The organism is Pseudomonas farris, from assembly GCF_019145235.1.
GTDB classification, from domain to species: domain Bacteria; phylum Pseudomonadota; class Gammaproteobacteria; order Pseudomonadales; family Pseudomonadaceae; genus Aquipseudomonas; species Aquipseudomonas farris.
Map to the genome: position 1 here is coordinate 64,223 of NZ_JAHSTV010000008.1, position 23,341 is coordinate 87,563.

At 59.5% G+C, this 23,341-nt stretch carries 20 protein-coding genes; 10 read left to right on the plus strand and 10 right to left on the minus strand.

The window, feature by feature from the left end; all coding sequences use genetic code 11:
- Window positions 1–143: 143 nt before the first annotated feature.
- The 10 genes from KVG95_RS17795 (at window position 144) to KVG95_RS17840 (ending at window position 11,145) form a co-directional block, all read left to right on the plus strand.
- Window positions 144–605, plus strand: coding sequence for an Lrp/AsnC family transcriptional regulator (locus tag KVG95_RS17795; protein ID WP_007980298.1), 462 nt, complete (start codon window positions 144–146; stop codon window positions 603–605).
- A gap of 229 nt (window positions 606–834) precedes the next feature.
- Window positions 835–2,517 carry a flavin monoamine oxidase family protein gene (locus tag KVG95_RS17800; RefSeq protein ID WP_095052657.1) on the plus strand — a complete coding sequence of 561 codons (1,683 nt, stop codon included), beginning with the start codon at window positions 835–837 and terminating at the stop codon, window positions 2,515–2,517.
- A 12-nt stretch (window positions 2,518–2,529) separates the two neighbouring features.
- Complete coding sequence (locus tag KVG95_RS17805; RefSeq protein WP_217857365.1) at window positions 2,530–3,324, plus strand: carbon-nitrogen hydrolase family protein; 795 nt, start codon at window positions 2,530–2,532, stop codon at window positions 3,322–3,324.
- 38 nt (window positions 3,325–3,362) lie between these two features.
- Window positions 3,363–5,801 (plus strand): pyrroloquinoline quinone biosynthesis protein PqqF, encoded by a 2,439-nt coding sequence (gene pqqF, locus KVG95_RS17810; protein ID WP_217857366.1) that lies wholly within the window; start codon window positions 3,363–3,365, stop codon window positions 5,799–5,801.
- Between the two features lie 156 nt (window positions 5,802–5,957).
- Complete coding sequence (gene pqqA / locus KVG95_RS17815; protein ID WP_009045898.1) at window positions 5,958–6,032, plus strand: pyrroloquinoline quinone precursor peptide PqqA; 75 nt, start codon at window positions 5,958–5,960, stop codon at window positions 6,030–6,032.
- 84 nt (window positions 6,033–6,116) lie between these two features.
- On the plus strand, window positions 6,117–7,028 hold the full coding sequence (gene pqqB, locus KVG95_RS17820) for a pyrroloquinoline quinone biosynthesis protein PqqB (protein WP_217857367.1): 912 nt from the start codon (window positions 6,117–6,119) through the stop codon (window positions 7,026–7,028).
- A 147-nt stretch (window positions 7,029–7,175) separates the two neighbouring features.
- A complete protein-coding gene (pqqC, locus tag KVG95_RS17825) occupies window positions 7,176–7,928 on the plus strand; it encodes a pyrroloquinoline-quinone synthase PqqC (protein WP_063342344.1) in 753 nt (250 codons plus the stop codon).
- The gene (gene pqqD / locus KVG95_RS17830; RefSeq protein ID WP_052967135.1) at window positions 7,925–8,200 is read left to right on the plus strand and encodes a pyrroloquinoline quinone biosynthesis peptide chaperone PqqD; all 276 of its coding nucleotides are present in this window, start codon (window positions 7,925–7,927) and stop codon (window positions 8,198–8,200) included. The genes pqqC and pqqD overlap by 4 nt, the downstream gene beginning before the upstream one ends.
- A gap of 4 nt (window positions 8,201–8,204) precedes the next feature.
- Window positions 8,205–9,347: a pyrroloquinoline quinone biosynthesis protein PqqE gene (pqqE, locus tag KVG95_RS17835; RefSeq protein ID WP_217857538.1), complete on the plus strand. Its 1,143-nt coding sequence runs from the start codon at window positions 8,205–8,207 to the stop codon at window positions 9,345–9,347.
- The gene (locus tag KVG95_RS17840) at window positions 9,313–11,145 is read left to right on the plus strand and encodes a S9 family peptidase (protein ID WP_217857368.1); all 1,833 of its coding nucleotides are present in this window, start codon (window positions 9,313–9,315) and stop codon (window positions 11,143–11,145) included. The genes pqqE and KVG95_RS17840 overlap by 35 nt, the downstream gene beginning before the upstream one ends.
- 155 nt (window positions 11,146–11,300) lie before the next feature.
- Here KVG95_RS17840 and KVG95_RS17845 read toward each other — a convergent pair whose 3' ends face one another.
- From KVG95_RS17845 to bioF, 10 genes are all read right to left on the minus strand, one after another.
- A complete protein-coding gene (locus tag KVG95_RS17845; RefSeq protein WP_092400858.1) occupies window positions 11,301–11,459 on the minus strand; it encodes a YqaE/Pmp3 family membrane protein in 159 nt (52 codons plus the stop codon).
- Between the two features lie 453 nt (window positions 11,460–11,912).
- Window positions 11,913–13,691: an acyl-CoA dehydrogenase C-terminal domain-containing protein gene (locus tag KVG95_RS17850; RefSeq protein WP_217857369.1), complete on the minus strand. Its 1,779-nt coding sequence runs from the start codon at window positions 13,689–13,691 to the stop codon at window positions 11,913–11,915.
- A gap of 265 nt (window positions 13,692–13,956) precedes the next feature.
- On the minus strand, window positions 13,957–15,753 hold the full coding sequence (locus tag KVG95_RS17855) for an acyl-CoA dehydrogenase C-terminal domain-containing protein (protein WP_217857370.1): 1,797 nt from the start codon (window positions 15,751–15,753) through the stop codon (window positions 13,957–13,959).
- Window positions 15,754–15,843: 90 nt separating this feature from the next.
- Window positions 15,844–17,133, minus strand: a complete 1,290-nt coding sequence (locus tag KVG95_RS17860; protein ID WP_217857371.1) for a GGDEF domain-containing protein — start codon at window positions 17,131–17,133, stop codon at window positions 15,844–15,846.
- Window positions 17,134–17,360: 227 nt separating this feature from the next.
- Window positions 17,361–19,166 (minus strand): phenylacyl-CoA dehydrogenase, encoded by a 1,806-nt coding sequence (locus tag KVG95_RS17865; protein ID WP_030129976.1) that lies wholly within the window; start codon window positions 19,164–19,166, stop codon window positions 17,361–17,363.
- Window positions 19,167–19,443: 277 nt separating this feature from the next.
- Window positions 19,444–19,740: a hypothetical protein gene (locus KVG95_RS17870; RefSeq protein WP_007904188.1), complete on the minus strand. Its 297-nt coding sequence runs from the start codon at window positions 19,738–19,740 to the stop codon at window positions 19,444–19,446.
- 120 nt (window positions 19,741–19,860) lie between these two features.
- Entirely contained in the window at window positions 19,861–20,541 is a 681-nt protein-coding gene (bioD, locus tag KVG95_RS17875) for a dethiobiotin synthase (RefSeq protein WP_038981192.1), read from the minus strand.
- Window positions 20,538–21,350 (minus strand): malonyl-ACP O-methyltransferase BioC, encoded by an 813-nt coding sequence (gene bioC / locus KVG95_RS17880; protein ID WP_217857372.1) that lies wholly within the window; start codon window positions 21,348–21,350, stop codon window positions 20,538–20,540. The genes bioD and bioC overlap by 4 nt, the downstream gene beginning before the upstream one ends.
- On the minus strand, window positions 21,343–22,074 hold the full coding sequence (locus KVG95_RS17885; RefSeq protein WP_217857373.1) for an alpha/beta fold hydrolase: 732 nt from the start codon (window positions 22,072–22,074) through the stop codon (window positions 21,343–21,345). Before KVG95_RS17885 ends, bioC begins: the two co-directional genes overlap by 8 nt.
- Window positions 22,067–23,245: an 8-amino-7-oxononanoate synthase gene (gene bioF, locus KVG95_RS17890; RefSeq protein WP_217857374.1), complete on the minus strand. Its 1,179-nt coding sequence runs from the start codon at window positions 23,243–23,245 to the stop codon at window positions 22,067–22,069. The genes KVG95_RS17885 and bioF overlap by 8 nt, the downstream gene beginning before the upstream one ends.
- Window positions 23,246–23,341: the final 96 nt, after the last annotated feature.

Below are 23,341 nucleotides of genomic sequence, written 5' to 3' on the forward strand. Positions count from 1 at the left end.
CCGACTGCGTGATGAGACCGTCGCCTGGCTGTGGGAGCGGGCTTGCGCGTAACTGATGCCAGTTCAGACAACCGCCACGAGCACCGCGCAGGATGTGCCTGTAACATGACCGCCCATTGCTCTGTGCCGCTGGAGATGCCCCTTTGCCTGACACTCGCCCGCCCGTTCTTGACGAAATCGACCGCCAATTGATCGCGGCCCTGCAGATCAATGCCCGCGAAAGCGTGGCCATGCTCGCCCGGCAACTGGGTATCGCCCGTACTACGGTGACGTCGCGTCTGGCACGGCTGGAAAAGGCCAAAGTCATCACCGGTTACGGTGTGCGCCTGGGGCAGCGCGTGGTGGATGGCGGATTGCAGGCGTACGTCGGGATTACGGTGCAACCGCGGTCCGGCAAGGAAGTGCTGCGTCGTCTTAGCGCCATGGCGCAGGTTCAGCAGTTGTGCGCGGTGAGTGGTGAATTTGATTACGTGGCGTGGTTGCGCACCGACTCGCCGGAGCAGCTGGATCAGTTGCTGGATCAGATTGGCAGTGTGGATGGCGTGGAGAAGACGACGACTTCGATCATCTTGAGCAGCAAGATTGATCGGGGGCAGCCGGTTTGAGTTTCCGCCGTTAGGTCTTGGGTGTCTGGTCGGGCCTCTTCGCGGGCAAGCCTCGCTCCTACAGACTAATTTCGTCGTAACGCCGCGTTGCGTCGTCACAATGTGTAGACGCAAAGCAAAATGACGACACATTGCGTCTTATTAACGTGTTCTACGCTCTCTAGAATGGCTGCCATCTTTTCCTATACTCAGACGCGCACTCTGCGTCAGGTCGCCAGCAAGGTCAGCCATGAACAAGAACAATCGCCATCCTGCAGACGGTAAAAAACCGGTCACCGTTTTCGGCCCGGACTTTCCTTTCGCCTTCGACGACTGGATCGAACACCCGGCCGGGCTGGGCAGCATTCCGGCGCACAATCACGGTGCCGAAGTGGCGATTGTCGGGGCTGGCATTGCGGGCCTCGTGGCCGCCTACGAATTGATGAAGCTGGGCCTCAAACCCGTTGTTTACGAAGCCTCGAAGATGGGCGGTCGCCTGCGCTCCCAGGCATTCAACGGCGCTGAAGGCATCATCGCCGAGCTCGGCGGTATGCGTTTCCCGGTGTCGTCGACCGCGTTTTATCACTATGTCGACAAACTCGGCCTCCAAACCAAACCCTTCCCGAACCCGCTGACGCCTGCGTCGGGTAGCACGGTAATCGATCTGGAAGGCAAAACTCATTACGCACAGAAACTGGCGGATCTTCCTGCACTGTTCCAGGAAGTCGCTGACGCCTGGGCCGATGCTCTGGAAGCCGGCTCGCAGTTCTCCGATATCCAGCAAGCAATCCGCGACCGTGACGTGCCGCGCCTCAAGGAACTATGGAACACCCTGGTGCCGCTGTGGGACGACCGCACGTTCTATGATTTCGTCGCCACCTCCGAAGCCTTCGCCAAGCTCTCGTTCCATCACCGCGAAGTGTTCGGCCAAGTCGGCTTCGGTACTGGCGGCTGGGACTCGGACTTCCCCAACTCGATGCTGGAAATCTTCCGCGTGGTGATGACCAACTGTGACGATCACCAGCACCTGGTAGTCGGCGGTGTGGAGCAGGTGCCGCTGGGCATCTGGCGCCATGTACCGGAGCGTTGCGTGCATTGGCCTGAAGGCACCAGTCTCAGCTCGCTGCACAGTGGCGCGCCGCGCTCCGGCGTGAAAAAAATTGCCCATGCACCGAACGGGCGTTTTACCGTTACCGATAACTACGGCGACACACGCGAATACGCGGCAGTACTGACTACCTGCCAGAGCTGGCTGCTGACCACCCAGATCGAATGCGACGAAAGCCTGTTCTCGCAAAAGATGTGGATGGCCCTGGACCGCACCCGCTACATGCAATCATCGAAGACGTTCGTGATGGTCGATCGCCCATTCTGGAAGGACAAGGACCCGGAAACCGGTCGCGACCTGATGAGTATGACCCTCACCGATCGCCTGACTCGGGGTACCTATCTGTTCGACAATGGCGACGACAAGCCGGGGGTGATTTGCCTGTCGTACTCGTGGATGAGCGACGCGCTGAAAATGCTCCCGCACCCAGTGGAAAAACGCGTGAAGCTGGCCTTGGACGCGTTGAAGAAGATCTACCCGAAAGTCGACATCGCCGCGCGGATCATCGGCGATCCGATCACCGTGTCGTGGGAAGCCGACCCGCACTTCCTCGGGGCTTTCAAAGGCGCCCTGCCCGGCCACTACCGCTACAACCAGCGCATGTACGCGCACTTCATGCAGGACGACATGCCGCCCGAGCAGCGCGGGATTTTCATCGCCGGCGATGACGTTTCGTGGACGCCGGCCTGGGTCGAAGGTGCGGTGCAGACGTCGCTCAACGCGGTATGGGGGATCATGAAACACTTCGGCGGTGAAACTCACGCCGAAAACCCGGGTCCAGGAGATGTGTTTAACGAGATCGGTCCGATCGCCCTGCCCGAGTAAGAGGAATCCGAAATGCGCGTAGCCCTTTACCAATGTCCACCGCTGCCCCTGGATGTCGCAGGTAACCTGCAACGCCTGCATCAACTGGCGCTGGAGGCCAAGGGCGCGGACTTGCTGGTGCTGCCGGAGATGTTCCTGACCGGCTACAACATCGGCATCGATGCGGTCAGCGTGCTGGCGGAGGTGCACAACGGTGAGTCGGCGCAGCAAATCGCGCGCATTGCCAAAGCGACGGGGATTGCCATTTTATATGGCTACCCGGAGCGCACCGAAGACGGGCAGATCTACAACGCCGTGCAGTTGATCGACGCCGATGGCGAACGGTTGTGCAACTACCGCAAGACTCACTTGTTCGGCGACCTCGATCATTCGATGTTCAGCCCCGGGCCGGATGAGTTTCCGCTGGTTGAACTCAACGGCTGGAAGCTTGGCTTTTTGATCTGCTACGACCTGGAGTTCCCGGAAAACGCCCGGCGTCTGGCCTTGGCCGGTGCCGAGCTGATCCTGGTGCCGACGGCGAACATGATTCCCTACGATTTCATCGCCGATGTCACCGTCCGCGCCCGAGCCTTCGAAAACCAGTGTTATGTGGCCTACGCCAACTACTGCGGCCACGAAGGCGACATCCAGTATTGCGGCCAAAGCAGCATCGCCGCGCCGGATGGCAGCCGCATCGCCCAGGCCGGACTTGATGAAGCGTTGATTGTCGGTGAACTGGATCGTCAGATGATGATTGATTCCCGCGCCGCCAATCGTTACTTCCTCGACCGCCGTCCCGAGCTATACGGCGAGCTGAACAAGCCCTAATCCGCTAGCATTAGCGCTTCTCTGTTCTGGAAGTGCTCATGCCTGCGCTGAATCCCCCTCGCCTCCACACTGAAACCCTCGCCAATGGCCTGCGGGTGACGCTGCGTCATGCTCCCGATTTGAAGCGCTGCGCCGCTGCGTTGCGGGTCGCTGCCGGCAGTCACGACGTGCCACTGGCCTGGCCGGGGCTGGCGCACTTTCTTGAGCATTTGCTGTTCCTGGGTACAGAGCGCTTTCCCGCAGAGCAGGGGTTGATGGCCTACGTGCAAGGTCATGGCGGGCAGGTGAATGCGCGAACCAGCGAACGTACGACGGACTTCTTTTTCGAGCTGCCGCCTCAGGCGTTTAAGGGTGGACTTGAGCGTCTGTCGGATATGCTCGCTCATCCGCGTATGAATCTGGACGATCAGCGCCGGGAACGGGAAGTGCTGCATGCCGAATTTGTCGCCTGGTCGCGGGATGCGACAGCCCAGCAGCAATTTGCTTTGTTCGACGGGCTCTCGGCGGCTCATCCATTGCGGGCGTTTCATGCTGGAAACCGCTACAGCCTGCCGGTACCGCAGCCCGAATTTCAACAAGCGTTGAAGGACTTCTATCATCGGTTTTACCAGACCGGGCAGATGACACTGAGCCTGGCCGGGCCACAGAGTCTCGATGAGTTGAAGGAAATGGCGCAGGCGTTTGCGGTTGCTATTACCCCCGGCGAAAAAGTCCCTCAGACAAAGCCCACCTTGTTGATGGATTCTTCTGACAATAGTTATCAACAGGCAGGAGAACGTCGGCTTGATCTACTGTTCACCTTCCAAGCGCTGCCCGACTCAACGCCCGAAGCGCTGGCGTTCCTGTGCCACTGGCTGAACGCCGAAAAACCCGGCGGCCTGTTGGCGCAGCTGCGAGAGCATGGGCTGGCGGACAACCTGAAAGCCGCGCTGCTCTATCACTACGCTGGCCAAGCTTTGCTGCACATCGAATTCACCCGGCCCGCCAACGCAACGCGAACGGACAACGTGATCCGCGAACGGCTCCTGGATTGGCTGGGCTTTTTTGCCTCTCATCAGGATTGGGCCGAACTGCGCGAAGAGTATGCAGCCCTGCTACAGCGCCAACAGCAAGTCAGCGCCGCCCTGCAACGGGCCCAACGAGACAGCGAACAGCTTGAAGCCGGGCTATCCGAACAGGGCGTTGTCGCCCTCAAGGCAATCCTCAAACAAATCGGCGCTGTGGATAACTTCACCGGCCAATGGCAACTGCCGACACCCAACCCGTTTTTGCGCGCCGAGACTCCAGCCTCGAATGCCGGATTGATTCGCGGCCAGACCAGCGCCCATCGCGGCCTGCGGACTTTTGCCCAGGATCGCTCACGCAGTCGGCGCGAACGATCGCCGATGCAGTTCAGTCAGGCGTTGCCGGATAACACGGATGAAGGTGCGGTTTATCTGCGCTGGCGCCTGGAGTTCGCACCTCACAGCCGCCTTCAGTCGAATCTGGAAAACAACCTGCGGATGCTGCGCGAAGATGCGCGTCAGGCCGGTGTGGACTTTTCCTTCAGCGCTTCGGGTAATGAATGGCTGCTGAAAATGACGGGCCTGCAGGAACCGATGCCGACAGTCCTCGAACACGCGCTGAAGGAACTGACAAAACCTGATGCCGATTTCTCACAGGAAGAGCTGGCGGCCGTTGCGTTGATGCCGATTCGACAATTGCTCAAGGCGCTGCCCGAGCTATGCCTTGAGCACACCGAAGCCTCAGATGACTTACAGCAACTCTGGTCGAGCGCGCGCTGGGATGGCCTGGCGGCAGGCCTGTCTGCCCAGACACAAGCGGCGATGGGGCTTGCCTTGAGTCGTATTCCCGGCACTGCGGACAGTCAACTGACGCCGCCTCCATCGATTCGCTCACAGCATCTCTGGAACTCCGTCGATACCGGCTCCAGCGAACACGCGCTGCTACTCTTCTGCCCGACAGCAACCCATAACATCGCCGATGAGGCCGCCTGGCGTTTGCTCGCACACGTAAGCCAGACGCCGTTCTACCAGCGCCTGCGGGTGGAGCTACAGCTTGGTTACGCCGTATTCAGCGGGCTACGCCAGATAAACGGCCAGACCGGGCTGCTGTTCGGTGTGCAATCACCGAGTGTCGCGCCTCTGGATTTGCTGGAGCACATCCAACAGTTCCTCAGCGAATCGGAAGGGATGATCGAAAGCATCGATAACGCGACCTTCATCGCTCAGCGCCAAGCCTTGGCCGATCAATTCGACAGCACCGCCCTGCCCAACGCCCAAGCAACTGAGCTGCTCTGGCAAGGCCAACTGGCCGGCCACTCGTCGGATTACCTGAAACGCCTGCCTCAAGCGATTCTGATGAGCGACCGCGAAGCCTTGCTGGCGGCGGTACAACGACTGAATCGGGCCGACGGTGGATGGCGCTGTCTGGCCAGCGGACCGGGCCCATCTACGCCTTGGCAAGTGGCAAAATGATCATTACCGGTGCTGCAATTAGCTTTCTCAAAGATTCGTGGCCAATCGCTCTGTAATTTTGAGTAACATAGCCGCCTAACTATCTGAACATCTCCGACTGGAGGTGGACTATATGTATAGGTCTCAACTGTCCCATCCACCTGAAGGAGCGCTTCTATGTCCTGGTCCAAACCTGCTTACACCGACCTGCGTATCGGCTTCGAAGTCACCATGTACTTCGCAAGCCGCTAAGCTCTGCCGTCTGGTAGAGAATGCAGTGCTACGCCTCGGCTCGCCGGGGCGTTTTTATTTTCAGCTTTCAATGATGGAGCGGCCATGTTTGTCCAGATTCTAGGTTCCGCCGCCGGCGGCGGTTTCCCCCAGTGGAACTGCAACTGCGTGAATTGCGCAGGTTTTCGCGACGGCAGCCTGCGGGCCGAGGCGCGTACCCAGTCGTCCATCGCGATTTCCGATGACGGCGTGAACTGGGTGCTGTGCAATGCTTCGCCGGACATCCGCGCCCAGCTCCAGAACTTCGCTCCAATGCAGCCAGGTCGCGCGCTGCGTGACACCGGCATCAGTGCAATCATCCTGATGGACAGCCAGATCGATCACACCACCGGCCTGCTCAGCCTGCGCGAAGGTTGCCCGCATCAGGTCTGGTGCACCGACATGGTCCACGAAGATTTGAGCACCGGTTTCCCGTTGTTCACCATGCTGACTCACTGGAATGGCGGGTTGAACTGGAACCGTATCGAACTCGATCAGAGCTTCACCGTCCCGGCCTGCCCGAACCTGCGCTTCACCCCGCTGCCCCTGCGTAGCGCCGCCCCACCATACTCGCCGCATCGGTTCGACCCGCATCCGGGCGACAACATCGGCCTGATCGTCGAAGACCTGAGCACCGGCGGTAAACTGTTCTATGCACCGGGCCTGGGCAAGGTCGACGCATCGCTGATGAAGATCATGGCCAGCAGCGATTGCCTGTTGGTGGATGGCACGATGTGGGACGACGACGAAATGCAGCGCCGTGGTGTCGGCACGCGCACTGGCCGGGAGATGGGTCACCTGGCGCAGAACGGCCCCGGCGGCATGCTCGAAGTACTGGAACAGTTGCCCAAGCAGCGCAAAGTACTTATCCACATCAACAACACCAACCCGATTCTCGACGAGGATTCGCCGGAGCGCGCGGAGCTGGTTCGGCGCGAGGTTGAAGTGGCGTATGACGGTATGAGTATTGTGTTGTAGGAAACCAAGACCGCTGCGCGGTCTATCGCGAGCAGGCTCGCTCCCACACTGGATTGGGTTACCACTTGCCCCCTGTGGGAGCGAGCCTGCTCGCGATGAAGCCCGTACAAGCACTACACATCTAGGGTTGTACCCCGGAGAACCGCAATGACTGACACCGCAATGTCCCCCGCCGAATTCGAAGCGGCCCTGCGCGCCAAGGGCGCCTACTACCATATTTATCACCCGTATCACGTGGCGATGTATGAAGGCCGGGCGACCCGCGAGCAGATCCAGGGCTGGGTCGCCAACCGCTTTTACTATCAGGTGAACATCCCGCTCAAGGACGCCGCTATCTTGGCCAACTGCCCGGACCGCGAGATTCGTCGCGAATGGATTCAGCGTCTGCTGGACCACGACGGCGCCCCCGGCGAAGAGGGCGGCATCGAAGCCTGGCTGCGTCTTGGGCAAGCGGTAGGCCTCGACCCGGATCAACTGCGCTCTCAGGAATTAGTGCTGCCTGGCGTGCGGTTCGCCGTGGATGCCTACGTCAATTTCGCCCGCCGCGCCCGTTGGCAGGAAGCCGCCAGCAGTTCGCTGACCGAGCTGTTCGCGCCGCAGATCCACCAATCGCGCCTCGACAGCTGGCCGCAGCATTACCCGTGGATCGACCCGGCCGGTTACGAATATTTCCGCACACGTCTGGGCCAGGCTCGTCGGGATGTGGAGCATGGTCTGGCGATCACTTTGCAGCACTACACTACGCGGGAAGGCCAGGAGCGCATGCTGGAAATTCTCCAGTTCAAACTGGACATTCTTTGGAGCATGCTCGATGCCATGAGCATGGCCTACGAACTGAACCGCCCGCCGTACCACAGCGTGACCGAACAGCGGGTCTGGCATAAAGGAATTACCTTATGAGTTTCGATCGCAGCAAAACCCCGACATGGCGCACCGGCTACCGCTTCCAGTACGAACCGGCGCAAAAAGGCCATGTGCTGCTCTACCCGGAAGGCATGATCAAACTCAACGACAGCGCTGCGCTGATTGGCGGTTTGATTGATGGTCAGCGGGATGTCGCGGCGATTATCGCCGAACTGGGCGCGCAGTTTCCCGACGTGCCTGAGCTCGGTGACGACATCGAGCAATTCATGGAGGTCGCCCGTGCTCAGCACTGGATCGAACTTGCCTGATTCCGTGTCAGACAAGTTACCGCTCAAGCCCGAAATCGGCCTGCCCCTTTGGTTGCTGGCCGAGCTGACGTATCGCTGCCCGCTGCAATGTCCGTACTGCTCCAATCCACTGGATTTCGCCGAGCAGGGCAAAGAGCTGACCACCGAGCAGTGGATCAAAGTCTTTCGCGAAGCCCGGGAGATGGGCGCGGCGCAGTTGGGTTTTTCCGGCGGTGAGCCGCTGGTGCGCCAAGACCTCGCCGAACTGATCGCCGAGGCACGCAAGCTGGGTTTTTACACCAACCTGATCACCTCTGGCATCGGTCTCACCAAGCAGAAAATCAGCGACTTCAAGAAGGCCGGTCTGGACCACATCCAGATCAGTTTTCAGGCCAGCGACGAGCAAGTGAATAACCTGCTGGCAGGCTCAAAAAAGGCCTTCGCGCAAAAGCTCGAAATGGCTCGAGCGGTGAAGGCTCACGGCTACCCGATGGTGCTGAACTTCGTCACCCATCGGCACAACATCGACAAGATCGACCGGATCATTGAGCTGTGCATCGCCCTTGAGGCGGACTTCGTCGAACTCGCGACGTGCCAGTTCTACGGCTGGGCCCAGCTCAATCGGGTTGGCCTGTTGCCGACCAAAGAACAATTGGTTCGCGCCGAACGCATCACCAACGAATACCGCGCCAAACTGGAAGCCGAAGGGCATCCGTGCAAGCTGATTTTCGTTACGCCGGACTATTACGAAGAACGTCCGAAAGCCTGTATGAATGGCTGGGGCAGCATTTTTCTGACAGTCACACCGGACGGAACCGCCCTGCCCTGTCACGGTGCCCGACAGATGCCGGTGCAGTTTCCTAACGTGCGCGACCACAGCATGCAGCACATCTGGTACGACTCGTTCGGCTTCAACCGCTTTCGCGGTTACGACTGGATGCCCGAGCCGTGCCGCTCCTGCGACGAGAAAGAAAAGGACTTCGGCGGCTGCCGCTGTCAGGCGTTCATGCTCACGGGTGACGCGAGCAACGCCGACCCGGTGTGCAGCAAGTCGGAACATCACGGCGTGATTCTCAAGGCCCGCGAAGAGGCCGAACACGCGACCCAGACCATTGAACAACTGGCCTTTCGCAATGAACGAAACTCACGCCTCATCGCCAAAAGCTGAACCCTTAAGCGCCGCCAGGGCTGTCGCGGCCGGCATCGACTTCGCCGAGTTACAAGTCGGCAAGCATGGCCTGTTCTGGAACGAATACCGCCCCGAGGACGCCGCCTGCCGGATCTGGCAGTGGCGCGACGGCCAGGCTCATTGCCTGACACCGCCTACCTTCAGTGTGCGCAGCCGGGTGTACGAATATGGCGGCGGTGCGTTTTGTCTGACCGATGATGGGCTTGTTTTCGTCAACGAGGCAGACCAGCAGCTGTACCGGCAATCACTGACCGGTGAGGCGCCTGAGGTGCTGACTTCGAGTGAATGCCGCTACGGCGATTTGCACTTCGCCAACGGGCAAGTGCTGGCGGTGGAAGAGCACCGCGATCGACATCGCCTGGTGGCTATCGATCTGGTTGACGGCCAACGTCATCTGCTGGCCGAAGGCGCCGATTTCTACGCGGCTCCAACCGTGAGCCCTGACGGTCGACGTCTGGCCTGGATCGAGTGGAATCGCCCGGATCAGCCCTGGACCGCTACTCGCCTGATGGTTGCCAAGCGCCAGAGCGATCACACCTTTGCACAACCACGCTGTGTGGCGGGTGACGGTGCCCAGGAGTCACTGCAACAACCACGATTCGATGACAGCGGCCGTCTGTTTTGTCTGACGGATCGCGGCGGTTTCTGGCAGCCGTGGATGGAGTCGGGCAACGGTCTGCGTCCACTCCCGAGTGCTGCCGCCGACCATGGACCGGCGCCTTGGCAACTGGGTGGTTGCACGTGGTTGCCGTTGGGCGAAGACACTTATCTGGCGAGTTGGACCGAGGGCGGGTTTGGTCGACTGGGGCTTTGTCATGGCGATGGTTCCCGTGACGATTTCACGGGCGACTACAGCCGCTTCCGTCACCTCGCACAGGATGAACAGTTCATCTACTGCATCGCCGCTTCGCCGGTCAGTTCGTCGGCAATCATTGCCATCGACCGTGAAACACGCCAGGTCAACGTTCTGGCCGGCGGTATCGCACCGCTGCCCGCCGAACAGATCAGCCGCCCGCAAACCCTGCGCTATCCAAGCGGTTCGGGCGAGGCCCATGGTTTCTTCTACCCGGCGATGACCGGCGACACGAAAGCGCCCTTGGTGGTGTTCATTCACGGCGGCCCGACTTCGGCCTGCTACCCGATGTTCGACCCGCGAATCCAGTATTGGGCACAACGCGGCTTCGCCGTGGCCGACCTCAATTACCGAGGCAGCAGCGGCTATGGCCGCGCGTATCGCCAAGCGTTGCATTTGAGCTGGGGCGACGTGGATGTGGAAGATGCCTGTGCGGTGGTGGCCTACCTCGCCGATCGGGGGCTGATCGACGGCGACAAAGCGTTTATCCGTGGAGGCAGCGCCGGTGGCTACACCACGTTGTGCGCACTGGCCTTTCACAAGGTCTTCCGTGCGGGCGCTAGTCTGTATGGCGTCAGCGATCCCGTTGCGCTAGGCCACGCCACCCACAAGTTCGAAGGTGATTATCTGGACTGGTTGATCGGCGACCCGGTGCTGGACGCCGAACGCTACGCCGCACGCACGCCATTGCTGCACGCGAACAACATCAGCGTTCCGGTGATTTTCTTTCAAGGTGAACTGGACGCCGTGGTGGTGCCGCAACAGACCCGCGACATGGTCACTGCGCTACAGGACAACGGCATTCTGGTCGAAGCACATTACTACGCTGACGAACGCCACGGCTTTCGCAAGGCCGGCAATCAGGCCCATGCGCTGGAGCAGGAGTGGTTGTTTTATAGGCGGGTGATGGAGTTAGCGGACTGAACTCTGCGCTCAGTGCAGGTATTTGCGGTGCCCCCATTCGCGAGCAAGCCCGCTCCCACACTGGACCTTCTGTGAGCACATTGTGTGTGAACACCAGAGATCAAATGTGGGAGCGGGGCTTGCTCGCGAATGCCATTTACCTGACGCAGCGAATCTCAGCGCTTGGCGATGATGTAAACCGCATGCACGATTCCCGGAATGTAACCAAGCAATGTCAGCAGAATGTTCAGCCAGAATGCCCCAGCGAAACCGACTTGCAGAAACACACCCAGTGGCGGCAACAGAATGGCGATGATGATTCGAATGATATCCATGGGGTAGCTCCTGATTGAAGTTGGCTCTTGTGAAACCATACAGCTAATCGACCTGCGGCGTTCTTCAGGGTTCATTGCGGCTCTTCAAGGCCAGTATTCGAGATGTGTTGGGATGTGCAGCGGCGACAGGCTTTGCTGACGTTGTTGGGGACACTATTGGAGGAAGTGATGAATGGGCCGGATGACCACTTGAATGGCCCGACGAGACTGGAGACGGTTGAGCTGAGTACTTTTTTCCAGACAAAAGAAAACCCCGCCGAAGCGGGGCTTTGCAGACTGTTTCCCTGACATCCATTTCACTCCGCCATCCTGGCAGAATCCTACGTGTCCGTGTTGTTGCTTTGCGCTTCCTGCGCGACGTCCATGTGAAGTAGATTAGCTCTGGATCCAATCTTCGCCTATGGGAAAACAGCAGCACGTTATGTAAGAGAATGCTTACACAACGTCAAAGGATCAGAATTGTCCTGCGTCCAGCAGGAACAGCGATTCGCTGCCCGCCTTTACCGACGCACTCAATGAGTGAATTCGCGGTAGCAGACGTGCGAAATAGAACCGCGCTGTACCGAGTTTGCTTGCGTAGAAATCGTCCTGCGCTTCTTTACCAAAGGCTGCCTTGGCCATCAGTGCCCACATGTAGGCGTAGGCCATGTAACCGAATGCCTGCAGATACTCGACCGACGCCGCGCCGATCTCGTTCGGGTTGTTTTTCGCCCGATCCAGCAACCACTCAGTCAGTTCGTCGAGGGTATCCACCGCATCATTCAACGGCTTGGTGAACTCCGCCAGGTTTGTATCGGCAGTCGCGGTGAAGTGGCGAATCTCGTCGGCGAACAATTTGTAGAACGCCCCGCCGCTACCAACGATCTTGCGTCCTACAAGGTCCAGCGCCTGAATACCGTTGGTGCCTTCGTATATCTGGGTGATACGCACGTCGCGCACCAGTTGTTCCTGGCCCCATTCACGGATGTAGCCGTGACCGCCAAATACCTGCTGGCCGTGCACCGTGGTTTCCAGGCCCAAGTCGGTCAGGAAGGCCTTGGCCACCGGGGTCAGCAAAGCCACCAAATCTTCCGCGCGTTTGCGGGTAGTGGCGTCTTCACTGAACTTGGCGGTGTCCAGCTGCATCGCCACGTAAGTGGAGAAGGCACGGCCGCCTTCGTTCGAGGCTTTCATGGTCAGCAGCATGCGACGCACGTCCGGGTGGACGATGATCGGGTCAGCCACTTTGTCCTTGTTCTGCGCGCCGGTTGGCGAGCGGCTTTGCAGACGGTCGCGAGCGTATTCGATAGCGTTCTGGTACGAGCGCTCGCCAGTGGCCAGGCCCTGGATACCGACGCCCAGACGCTCGTAGTTCATCATGGTGAACATCGCCGCCAGGCCTTTGTTTGGCTCGCCGACCAGATAACCCACGGCTTCGTCGAAGTTCATCACACAGGTCGCGGATGCCTGGATGCCCATCTTGTGTTCGATCGAACCACAATTCGCCGGGTTGCGCGCGCCCAGGCTGCCATCGGCATTGACCATGAACTTCGGCACCAGGAACAGCGAAATGCCTTTCGGCCCCGCTGGCGCGTCGGGCAGTTTGGCCAATACCAGGTGGATGATGTTCTCGGTCAGGTCGTGCTCACCGCCGGTGATGAAGATTTTGGTGCCGCTGACTTTGTAGGAACCGTCGGCCTGAGGCTCGGCCTTGGTGCGGATGATCCCCAGGTCAGTACCGGCATGCGGCTCGGTCAGGCACATGGAACCGGCCCAGACACCGGCATACATGTTCGGCAGGTACGCGGCTTTCAGCTCTTCGCTGGCGTGGGCGTTGATCGACAGGCAAGCGCCGGCGGTCAGCATTGGGTACAGACCGAACGACAGGCTCGCGGAGTTGACCATTTCTTCGACCTGCGCCGAAACCGCTTTGGGCATGCCCATGCCGCCGTAGGTCGGATCGCCCCCGACACCCACCCAACCGCCTTCAGCGTAAGTCTGATAAGCCTGTGGGAAACCGGCCGGGGTGGTGACGGCACCGTCAGCCCAGCGGCAACCTTCTTCGTCAGCTGCACGGCTCAGCGGCGCGATGCTTTTGCTGGTGACCTTGCCGGCTTCTTCGAGAATGGCTTCGACCGTTTGCGCATCGACGGTCTCGGCCAGCGCAGGCAGTTCGGCCCACAGTTTGGCGACCTCGAAAACTTCATTGAGGACGAAGCGCATATCGCGCAGGGGCGCTTTGTAGTCAGCCATGGCAAACCTCGCAAGATCTAAACAGGTGGTTCGTAGGAATAGTGATTTCGTTGGTCTGAGTGTACCCCAACAACTTTTACGACACATAGGGTCAACTCATGACTGTTTTGTTATTTTTAGTCACTGAAGATCAGGCGGATGTCTTAGGTCCGCCCAAACGCATTCGCGGGCAAGCCTCGCTCCAGGTCGTGTCGCACGCATTTCAGGTGAACGACATAAAACCGTAGGAGCGAGGCTTGCCCGCGAAGCTTTTCAAGCCTAACCGTCAGAGCGCAAACAACTCCGCCGGCAGCTTCATCAGACAATCGCTGCCCGCCTCGATGGCCGCCCGATGAGCGGCGGTACGTGGCAGCAAACGTTTGAAGTAAAACTCGCTGGTCGCCAGTTTGCCCCGGCAGTAATCGGCATCGCCGCTGCCCGACTCCAGCTGCGCCTGAGCTACCAACGCCATGCGTAGCCACAGGTAGCCGAGGATGATGTAGCCGCTGTACATCAAGTAATCCACCGAAGCGGCACCGACTTCATCCGGATTTTTCATCGCTGCCATGCCGACCTTGGTGGTCAACTCGCCCCACTGCTGATTCAGACCATTGAGCTGCGCCACATAGCTGGCGAGTTGCGGATGTTCAGCGTTTGCCGCACAGAACTTGTGGACAATTTTGGTGAAGCCGCGCAGCAGTTTCCCCTGACTGCCAAGGACTTTGCGCCCAAGTAAGTCCAGCGCCTGAATACCGTTGGTGCCTTCGTAGATCGGCGCGATCCGGCAGTCGCGAACCAACTGCTCCATGCCCCACTCACGAATGAAACCGTGACCGCCAAATACCTGCATGCCGAGGTTGGTCACCTCCAGCCCGGTGTCGGTCATGAAGGCTTTGCAGATCGGCGTCAGGAATGCCAACAGGTCTTCGGCATCCTGACGCGCCGTTTCATCCGGGCTCAGATGCGCAACGTCCAGCAACTGCGCGGTGAAATAGGTCAACGCCCGGTTGCCTTCGTTGAAGGCCTTCATCGTCAGCAACATCCTGCGTACATCGGGATGAACGATGATCGGGTCGGCGACTTTTTCCGGTGCTTTCGGGCCGGTCAGCGAGCGCATTTGCAGGCGGTCGTTGGCGTATTTGATCGCGCCCTGGAAGCTCGCCTCACCCAGACACAAACCTTGCATACCGGTGCCGAGCCGCGCGTGGTTCATCATGGTGAACATGCAGTTCAGCCCCTTGTTTGGCTCACCGATCAAGAACCCCTTGGCGTCGTCGAAATTCAGTACACAGGTGGCCGAGGCCTTGATGCCCATTTTGTGCTCGATCGAACCGCAGGAAACGCCATTGCGCTCGCCCGCATCGCCCTCGGCATTAGGTAGGAATTTAGGAACGATAAACAGCGAAATGCCCTTGGTACCGGCAGGAGCATCCGGCAGTTTAGCCAGCACCAGGTGAATGATGTTGTCACTCATGTCGTGCTCGCCGGCGGAGATAAAGATCTTGCTGCCGGAGATCGCGCAACTGCCATCGGCCTGAGGCACGGCGCGGGTCTTGATGATGCCTAGATCGGTACCGCAATGGGCTTCGGTCAGGCACATGGTGCCGGTCCATTGGCCGGCAGTGAGCTTGCTCAGATAGGTTTGTTTCTGCTCTTCGGTGCCATGGGCGTGGATCGCTGACATCGCACCGTGAGTCAGGCCGGGGTACATGCCCCAGGAGGTGTTGCTGGAACCGACCATTTCACTGATGACCAAACCCAAGGAACTTGGCAAACCCTGGCCACCGTAAACCGGATCCGCCGCCAGACCATGCCAGCCGCCTTCCACGTACTGCGCGAAAGCCTGCTTGAAGCCTGTAGGCGTTGTGACCACGCCGTTGTCGAAATGGCAGCCTTCCTCGTCGCCGCTGCGGTTCAGTGGTGCAAGAACGTTCTCACAGAATTTCGCGCCTTCTTCAAGGATCGCATTGATCATGTCCGGGCTGGCATCGGTGGCGCCCAGCGCGGCGTAGTTGCTGTGAAAATCGAAGACGTGGTCGATCAAATAGCGCATGTCGCGCAGGGGAGCTTTGTACTCGGGCATGGTCATTTCTCCGGCAGCAGATTGCTCAAACCTACTGCCGCGCACCACGCCTCACAATCACAGTCCAGACGCTGAATGCGCCATCATCACTCAACCCGCAGCCGCGTCCATGCGCACCGCGCCACGACGGTTCTGACCGAAAGCCATCACACAGTTTCGCCCCGCGCCCTTGGCGCTGTAGAGCGCCTGGTCAGCGGATTTGAGCACTTCTTCCGGCGAGCGCTGTTCCAACCGCTCGGCGACACCGATGCTGACGGTGACCGATACACTCGAGGCGCCCGAGCCTGCGCGGCGCTGGCGTCCCTGTTGGTCATCCTGAGGACGGCTATCCTGATTGCGCAGCTGGATGTTGTAGGTGGCGATGGATTCGCGAATGACTTCCAGGTGCGGCATGCACTCTTCGAGGGTCTTGCCTGCAAACACCAGAGCAAATTCTTCACCGCCGTAGCGATAGGCCCTACCGCCCCCGCTGATTTTCGACAGCTTGCTGGCGACCAGTCGCAACACTTGGTCGCCGACATCGTGGCCGTGGGTGTCGTTGAATTTCTTGAAATGATCGACGTCGCCCATGGCCAGCACGTAATTGCGCCCCAGCCGTTGCATGCGTTCGTTCAGGGCGCGGCGGCCCGGCAGGCCGGTGAGCTCATCGCGGAAGGCCATCTGATAGGCCTCATGGGCAACCGCCGCGGCGATCATCAACATCACCTGGCTGCACATGATGTTCAGGGTGAATGGCAGGATGAAGGTTTTCGGCAACATCCAAAACAATCCCAACAGCCCCACCAATTGCGCAGCATGCAAGGGTCTTGGATTGCGCCAGTATTGCCAGGCCAGTAACAGGAAAGAGGCGATGAATACCGGGTAGGACAACTGGATCAGGCTCATCCAGGCACCATGCAGGGCTGGCCAGCGGATCTCCGACAGCCACATCAGCAGCGCCTGTGGGTAACTTTGTTCCAGCCCCAATGCCACGCTGCCGAACGCCAGCAACACGGCGAAGCGCGCCACCATGTCCTGGAACAGATGAGTACGCTCTTGCCAAGCGGCGAACAAGCCAAAGAGCAACGGCAGCAACAAACAGCAAAGATGGAAGACCACGGCGGCGTCTTCACGAACTTTGCCGTTGTCGCGGTAATAGTCGGTCTGGGTGTCGAGCAGAAAGTAGGCGGTGTATACCGTGACCATCAGAAACAGTTCACGCTGACGTCGGTAAACCGCGCAATACGCCCCGCCGAGCAACAGCACCAGCGTAGGCAGCACGTTGAACAGCGAAGTGAAGAAGACGTTGAGATCCTTGACGTAGGCAGCCGCAAGCCCCGCAAACAACAACAGCAGCGATGGCAAAAAATGACTGAAACGTACAGCGGAAGAACGCGGCAAGGGTAAAGCTCCGACCCGGCAAACAAAGATGGCATTGTGCCTGCATTTAAAGCAGCTAAGCACGTGCAATGTGACGTGTGTCACATCGCCATCCTCTTTAACGGCAGCAATGGCGTTCTTCTTAGCGTTTTAGTCAGGAATATTTACAGGCGCAGCCCGTTTGCCTCAGACACAAAAAAGCCGCTGCTCCCGAGGAAGCAGCGGCTTTGTGAAGGACTGCGTAGGGCTTAGTAACCCAGTGCGAAGTCTTCTTCTTTCATGTCCATCAGGTTGTTGGCGCCCGACAGCATGGTTACAACGTGAGTGCGGGTACGCGGCAGGATACGCTGGAAGTAGAAGCGCGCAGTCTGCAGCTTGGCGGTGTAAAACGCCTCTTCGGTGGTGCCGGCAGCCAGTTTCTCGGCAGCCAGACGCGCCATGTCAGCCCAGAAGTAGGCGAGGCAGGCGTAACCGGAGTACATCAGGTAGTCCACCGACGCGGCGCCGACTTCTTCGCGGTCTTTCATGGCGGCCATACCGACCTTCATGGTCAGCTCGCCCCACTCTTTGTTCAGCGCAGCCAATGGCTCGACAAACTCTTTGACCGCGTCGTTGCCTTCGTTGGTCTGGCAGAACTTGTGGACGATCTTGGTGAAGCCTTTGAGTGCTTCGCCTTGAGTCATCAGCACTTTACGGCCCAGCAGGTCGAGTGCCTGGATACCGGTGGTGCCTTCGTACAGCATCGAAATGCGGCTGTCGCGAACGTTCTGCTCCATGCCCCACTCGGCGATGAAGCCGTGACCGCCATAGATCTGCACGCCGTGGTTAGCGGATTCGAAACCGACTTCAGTCATGAAGGCTTTGGCAATCGGAGTCATGAAGGCCAGCAGTGCGTCGGCTTTCTTCTTCTCTTCTTCATCGACGCCGTACTTGACGATGTCGACCTGCTTGGCGGTGAAGTAAACCATCGCACGGTTGCCTTCGGCGAAAGCCTTCATGGTCAACAGCATGCGACGTACGTCAGGGTGAACGATGATCGGGTCAGCGGCTTTGTCCGGCGCTTTCGGGCCAGTCAAGGAGCGCATTTGCAGACGATCGCGAGCGTATTTCAGGCCGCCCTGGAAGCCGATCTCGGCGTGCGCCAGACCTTGCAGCGCAGTTCCCAGACGGGCGGTGTTCATAAAGGTGAACATGCAGTTCAGGCCTTTGTTCGCCGGGCCGATCAGGTAACCGGTGGCCGCGTCAAAGTTCATCACGCAGGTGGCGTTACCGTGGATGCCCATCTTGTGTTCCAGGGAACCGCAGGTCACAGCGTTGCGTTCGCCGATCGAGCCGTCTGCGTTTGGCAGGAATTTCGGAACGATGAACAGGGAAATGCCTTTGGTGCCGGCCGGTGCATCCGGCAGACGTGCCAGAACGATATGGACGATGTTGTCGGCCATGTCGTGTTCACCGGCCGAGATGAAGATCTTGGTACCGGAAACTTTGTAGGAACCGTCGGCCTGAGGCTCGGCCTTGGTGCGCAGCATGCCCAGGTCGGTGCCGCAGTGCGGTTCGGTCAGGCACATGGTGCCGGTCCATTCGCCGGAAACCAGCTTGGTCAGATAAGCATCTTGCTGCTCAGGCGTGCCGTGTTCGGAAATGGTGTTCATCGCGCCATGGGACAGGCCTGGGTACATGCCCCACGACCAGTTGGCTTCGCCAACCATTTCGCTGACAGCCAGACCCAGAGACTCAGGCAGGCCTTGGCCGCCGTGCTCTACGTCATGAGCCAGGCTGGGCCAGCCACCTTCGACAAATTGCTTGTAGGCTTCTTTGAAACCGGTCGGAGTTTTAACGCCGGACTCGCTCCAGGTGCAACCTTCGGTGTCACCCACGCGGTTCAGCGGAGCCAGCACCTGCTCACAAAACTTGGCGCCTTCTTCGAGAATGGCGTCAACCATGTCCGGAGTTGCGTCTGCACAAGCCGGAAGGCTCTGATAGTGCGCTTCGTAGCCGAGCAGTTCGTCACGAACGAAGCGAATATCACGCAAGGGGGCCTTGTAGTCAGGCATAGCGATAAACCTCTGCTGATGTAACCGGGAATGAACGACCGCGTTGATTTGTTGTGACGGTCAAACAGTTGTTTGAAACATACGTTTACGCCCAATTCTTGTCAAGCGCCGATCTTTTGCCGTTCGTCATCACACCATGAAAACCTCGGCCACACAGTTGCGCAACGCCGTTGACTGAGCAACACGCCATGTAGGAGAGATTAGTTGAGGCAGAAGGACTTACGCAGAAAAACGCCGCGAACAGGCGCGGCATTGGAGTAGCGGATACAGCGAGGGATCAGGCGTAGGTATCGATCAGCGTACCGAGCATTTCATCGGATGCCTTGGCGACTTTGACGCCCAGCTCCACCTGGAACTTGCCCTGAGACATCTCGACCATATTGCTGGCCAGATCCGATTGCTGGCTGCGGTCTACCGAACGCAGACGATCAACCTGAATCTCCGAGGATTGACTGGTGACCGAACGCTCGATGGTGTTGTTGGCGATCTGACCCGAAGCCTGATCGACACGGTTCTGCCCTGTCTGAATCGTGCTCAGACCAGCATAAAAAGCGGTGTTTCCTGAGATTTCCATGGGGGAACTCGTCCGACAAAGGATCAACAGCGGCCATTGAACCAGACACGCCGACAAAAGGCCCGACAAAAACACTAATGGCACAGTGCCTTGCCATAGGTAAAACCCCAGCCAACAATCTCAGTCCAGCAGATCCAGCTGCAGATGTTCAGCCACTGCGTCGGCTGTCACCGATTTGAGTTTTGGCACTCGCCCCAGGCACGGCGCGGGGATGCGCTCGGCCAATGTCGCGAGGTTCTCTTCCAGGCGCGAAGTCTTCGGATCGATGATGTTGGCCACCCACCCTGCCAGCTGCAAACCATCCCGTGCGATCGCCTCGGCCGTTAGCAGCGCATGATTGATGCAACCCAAGCGCACGCCGACCACCAGGATCACCGGCAGACCCAGTGCCATGGCCAGGTCCGACAGATTGTCCTGATCTGCCAACGGCACTCGCCAGCCGCCAGCGCCTTCAATCAAGGTGAAGTCCGCCTGCATATCGAGAATCTGCCGCATCGGTGTCAGCAGCGATTGCACGGTCAACGCTACGCCAGCCTCCCGGGCTGCCAAGTGTGGTGCAATCGCCGGTTCGAACGCGACCGGATTGACCTGATCGTAGGTCAACGGTATCGAGCACTCGGCCAACAGTGCCAACGCATCGGCATTACGCAAACCCTTGGGCGTCAGGTCGCAACCAGAGGCCACCGGCTTGCCTGCCGCAGTGCTCAAACCCGCTAATCGCGCGGCATGCAGCAAACCTGCGGCGACGGTGGTCTTGCCGACATCGGTGTCAGTACCGGTGATGAAATAGGCTGCGCTCATAAGGGTTTCTCCAACACGGCGTAAACCACTTGATAAGTCGCCGGCAGTCCCTGTGCCTGACGATACTGCTCGTAAGCCTCGATCAGGCCGAGGATCCGCGCCCTGCCGGTCAAACCGCCTGGCCGACCGGGGTTCAGGTTATGCGCCCCAAGTGCCTTGAGCTCATGGGTCAGGCTGCGGACATCGGGGTAATGCAACACATGCGGCTGCGTTTCGAGTCTGACGACCTTCAAGCCGCTGCCCGCGCAAAGCTGTTGGTAAACACCGAACTCGCGGAAGCGGTTGACGTGCACCATGCCATCCACCTGACGCCAGCTGTCGCGCAATTCGTACAGAGTGCCTACACACAGACTAGCAAACGCGAAAATTCCGCCCGGTTTCAGTACCCGATACGCTTCATTGAGCACCGAGGCGAAATCCGCGCACCATTGCACCGCCAGGCTGGAGAAGACCAGGTCGCAGGTAGAGTCCTGCAACGGCAAGCGCTCCGCATCGCCCGCGATGAAATGAGTCGCGCCGCCCAAGGGACGGGCGTGATTGAGCATGCCTTCTGCGATGTCCAACGCCACGCCAGCGCTCGCAGCAAATTTCTCCGCCAAGGCTCGGCTGAAATACCCGGTGCCGCAGCCCATATCCAGCCAACGAGCAGGGACAAAATCTTCCGGCAACCGACGTAACAATTCGCTGCCCACGTCGCGCTGTAATTCGGCCACGCTGTCGTAGCTCGCCGCCGCACGGGAAAAGGACGCCGCCACCTGGCGTTTGTCGGGCAAGCCGCCGGGCAGGTTGGGAAGGGATAAATCAGTCATCACCGAACTCATGCAAAAAGGCCTGAATCGCCCCCGCCACACCGTGAGGGTCTTCCAGAAGAAACGCGTGACTGGCCTGTTCAATCAGACCGATTTCGACATCCGGCAGCAGTGCCAGCAAATCCCCCGCCGCTTCGGCCGGGACCAGCCCGTCGAGGCCGCCAAACAAATGCAATTGTGGCCCACGAAACGCTTGCAACGCTTGCCGGGTATCCAGTTGGGCAAGCAACTCCAGGCCGCTCATCAACACCGGCGAAGACGTATGCGGTGCGCCAGCGAGCAACAGTCGTGATATCCCGCGCGGGTCTTCGGCACCTTGGGCGCACAGCAGCGAAAAACGTTTCAACGTCATGCGCGAGTCAGCCTTGCAGCCGGCCAGAAACGCATCGAAGGTCTCACCGGGCATCGCGCTCGACCATTGTTCATGGGCGACAAAGGAAGGGTTGCTCGCCAGCGTCACCAGGCCGCAGCAGCGGTCACCGCGTCGCGCCGCTAATTCGGACGCCAGCATGCCGCCCAATGACCAGCCACCGAGCCAGGCATCCTGTGGCAACGTCGAGTCCAACTCATCGAGCCATTCTTCAAGGTCGCTCGATTCCAGCTCCGGCAACGGCTCGATCTCGACATGCAGGTGCTCATCCAAACCCTGCAAGGCGGCTGCCAAGGGTTCCAGCGGCGAAATCCCGAGCCCCCAACCCGGCAGCAGAATCAGACGATCACGCATGGCTTGGCTCCGGTCCCAGTTGTTGAAAACAATCGGCCAGTCCATTTAACAATAGCTGTACCTGCGCCTCGCTGTGAGCGGCGGTCAGGGTGACGCGCAAACGTGCGCTACCCGCAGGCACAGTCGGTGGACGAATCGCAGTCACCATCAGTCCGCGTTCGCGCAGCATCTGCGACAGTCGAACCGCGCGCCCGGCATCGCCGATCATGATCGGCTGGATCGGCGTGAAGCTGTCCATCAACTCCAGCCCAATCTGTTCGGCGCCTTGGCGGAACTGGCGAATCAGCGTCTGCAGATGCTCACGTCGCCAGTGTTCGCTGCGTAGCAACTCCAGGCTTTTCAACGTCGCGCAAGCCAGCGCCGGTGGTTGGCTGGTGGTGTAGATGTAAGGGCGAGCGAACTGGATCAGGCTTTCGATCAACTCTTCACTGCCAGCCACAAAAGCACCGGCTGTACCGAAAGCCTTGCCGAGGGTGCCGACCAACACCGGCACGTCTTCCTGACTCAGACCAAAATGCTCGACGATCCCGCCGCCATTGGCACCCAGCGGACCAAAACCGTGAGCGTCGTCGACCATCAGCCACGCGCCTTTGGCCTTGGCTTCCCGTGCCAGCGCCGGCAGGTCGGCGATGTCACCGTCCATACTGAACACGCCATCGGTGACCACCAGCGTATTGCCGGTGGCCTTCTCGAGGCGCTTGGCCAGACTGGCCGCGTCGTTATGCAGATAACGATTGAAGCGCGCACCGGACAACAACCCGGCATCCAGCAACGATGCGTGATTGAGGCGGTCTTCCAGCACCGTATCGCCTTGCCCGATCAATGCGGTGACCGCGCCGAGGTTAGCCATGTACCCGGTGGTGAACAACAACGCTCGCGGGCGGCCGGTGAATTCGGCGAGGGCTTCTTCCAGTGCGTGATGCGGGCCGCTGTGGCCGATCACAAGATGCGAAGCGCCACCACCCACGCCCCAACGCGACGCGCCCGCGCGCCAGGCTTCGATCACTTGCGGGTGATTGGCCAGGCCCAGGTAGTCGTTGTTACAGAACGCCAGCAACGGCTGACCATCGACCACCACTTCCGGGCCCTGCGGGCTTTCGAGCAGCGGGCGCTGGCGATAAAGGTTTTCGGCACGACGGGCAGCAAGGCGCGCGCTGAGATCGAAAGACATGCAGGCCTCGAAGGTCAGATGTGGGGAGCTGTACTGACTTGTCTGGAGACCGAGTCACGGCCATCGCGGGCAAGCCACGCTCCCACAGGTTGAGCG